Source organism: Moorena sp. SIO3I6 (assembly GCF_010672095.1).
In genome coordinates, this window is the sequence record NZ_JAAHHU010000596.1 from 1 (window position 1) to 2,690 (window position 2,690).

A 2,690-nucleotide genomic window follows, 5' to 3' on the forward strand; every position below is an offset into this window, starting at 1 on the left:
AGATCAGCGCCTGCACAATCGGATGTTGTATTAAGACCAGCAATTCTCCCTATCTCCAAAAAGTCCTTAGTTTTCCCATCTATACAGCGATCGATTAACGGTTGCGCTTCTGGCCGAATTTCTTGATTAGACATCGCTTGACTTGACCAAAATTAGTATATAATAACCAAAATTTTACCAAAAATATTGGCTTTAAAGCCAGGATTTTTGGTAAAAGTAATCAACAACTAGTATACCGATTAATTAATGCTACCATAATCAGCGCAGCTAGCACCTATCCAGATTTGGGAACTGCTGCCACTAATATCCAAGCTGCTTTGAAAGCCAACCGGAATAAATTAAATAGTTGGGTTCTTGATGCTGGTATAGGTGAGAAGCGAGCTGTTAACTATACGGCTAGGAAAGTAGTTGGTCGTGTGGCTAACCGTCCTCCTTCTCTGAGCAATATTTCTAATAGTAGGAATTTGCGTGCAGTTATGAAAAAAACAGCAAAGGGAGATTGCTGGGGGGGCGACGAAAATAGTTATAAAGCAGACAGGGCAAGCGTTATAGCTCTCATTCGAAGTAAATAATACTTCCGTTGTCTTGATGCAGTCGCTCATGGGGGAAACCCCCTTTGGCGGCGCTGCATCGCTAAGTAACTGATGGGCTGAATTTATTACCCAGTAAGGATTTTAGCTTGCATGTCACCCCCCCAGGAATTGAATAAATCCAGACCAGATAATAATTATAGCCGAAGTGTAACCCCCTCAGGTTGTGATATATAAAGATTTTAGTAAGATTTTTTTCACATTCCTTAAGTAGATAAAGATTCCAATAAAATTTCTTCTGCGATAGATTATGGCAATCCTATATGATTCGTGAAATATAGTGGCCGAAGCTATCGCTATAACCTTTGCCCAGCCAAAAAGATTTAGGATTTTGCATATTTGAAAAATGATATACTATTGCTATAGTATATCTAAATGAACTATATAATAAACTCCGAAGATAATTTGTAGTCAACAGCAATGAAAACCTTATTAGCAACTGCCCTAGGAACTGTATTAGTCCTGAGGGGGTGACATGCAAGCTTAAATTATTACCCAGTAATTCAGCTTGCATGTTACCCCCCCAGGTTTTTTTCCATAACAGTGGGGTATAGGTCTGGGGAATCCTCTCAAGTAAACAGGACGAGTGAATCATGAAAAAACGGTCTTATCGGGAACAATTTAAAGAAGAGATCGGTGGGTTGATTGATGGGATTGATCTATCGGAAATGCAGAAGCGGTTTATCAAAGCTCGCTGGCTCGACCAAGTTTTGTGGTTAGACAAGCGAGCCAATCAGTCTCGCAACCACTATTATTCCCTGCGAATGATCACCATTATCGGAGGGGTAATTGTTCCGGCTTTAGTCGGTATCAACAGCAGCGACGGTAAAATCAGAGTAGCCTTGGGTTGGACTGCCTTTGGAATGAGTCAGGTAGTGGCAATTAGCGCCGCTTTAGAAGAGCTATTTCAATATGGCAAACGCTACACTCAGTATCGCAACAGCGCAGAAGCCATGAAGATAGAAGGCTGGCAATTTCTTCAGTTAAGTGGACCTTACCGACGTGTAGAAAAGCACACCCAGGCATTTAGCAAGTTTTCCTCCCGTGTAGAGGCGATCATCAGGAAAGATTTAGAAGGATACATCAGCGAGGTTCAGCACGACCAGGAACAGGCCAGGGAGCAAACAGAGTTAATCCTATCTCAAAACCTAACTCAAAACCCAGGTCAAAACCTAACTCAAAACCCAGGTCAAAACCTAACTCAAAACCTAGGTATGGCTCAGTCACAACTCAACGAACAATTACAACAGCAACGGATTCCAGAAGCCAGCCAATTCCCAAATGATTTCCCCCTCAGAGGGGGTAACCCTGGTAATCCCTTTCCTCAGGAATTTGACCCAAGCAATACCTTTAATACTCCAGCCAACCCCTCTGCTAACGAGATCCCCAGAATCTGGCAGGAAGAAGACGGGGATGAGTTCGTTCATCCTAGCCAAATCGAAGGCAATCGTTTCAAAACCAGCAGTAATGGCGGAACTCCCTCCATCGTCTTAGATGAGTTCGTTAATCCTAGCCAAATCGAAGGCAATCGTTTCAAAACCAGCAGTAATGGCGGAACTCCCTCCATGGTCTTATTGGATGATTTAACAACCGCAGCCTCAAACAAGACTCCCATGGTTTGGCAAGAAGAGGATGACGATGAGTTGACTCAACCCAACCAACTCGAACAACTCGAAAGCACTTCCTTAACGGAAAACAACAACCATGACCTGACTCCTCCAACTCAGGACTCTCAGGATTCCGTCCCCTGTCCTCCCGAATCCAATTTTGTAACCCCTGAGGTAGTTGCTGATATTCTCGAGTGTCCCCTCAAAGATGTCCAGACTTATCTACCAGACGTACTGGCTAGTCTTGAGGAAAAGAAGATTTTAGACAAGCTAACCTTGATTGCTGCGATCGCTACTATCGGTGTCGAAACCGGTGGTTTCCGTCCTATCAATGAATACGGTAATGCCAAATACTTCACCAAAATATAGGCCAATCCTGTTCATCTCACCATGGGATCGCCTCAAGGTCAAAATGCGAACGCGCCCCGCGTGACCTTAGGTCAATCGCATTCATCCCATCCTATGATGCCCTCAACTTTTCCCTGTTCCCTTG

The 2,690-nt window shown here is 43.6% G+C and carries 2 protein-coding genes; both read left to right on the forward strand.

The window, feature by feature from the left end:
• Positions 1–203: 203 nt before the first annotated feature.
• Positions 204–572, forward strand: a complete 369-nt coding sequence (locus F6K49_RS40080) for an RNase A-like domain-containing protein (RefSeq protein WP_293106342.1) — start codon at positions 204–206, stop codon at positions 570–572.
• Positions 573–1,183: 611 nt separating this feature from the next.
• Positions 1,184–2,566 carry a DUF4231 domain-containing protein gene (locus tag F6K49_RS40085; protein WP_293106339.1) on the forward strand — a complete coding sequence of 461 codons (1,383 nt, stop codon included), beginning with the start codon at positions 1,184–1,186 and terminating at the stop codon, positions 2,564–2,566.
• Positions 2,567–2,690: the final 124 nt, after the last annotated feature.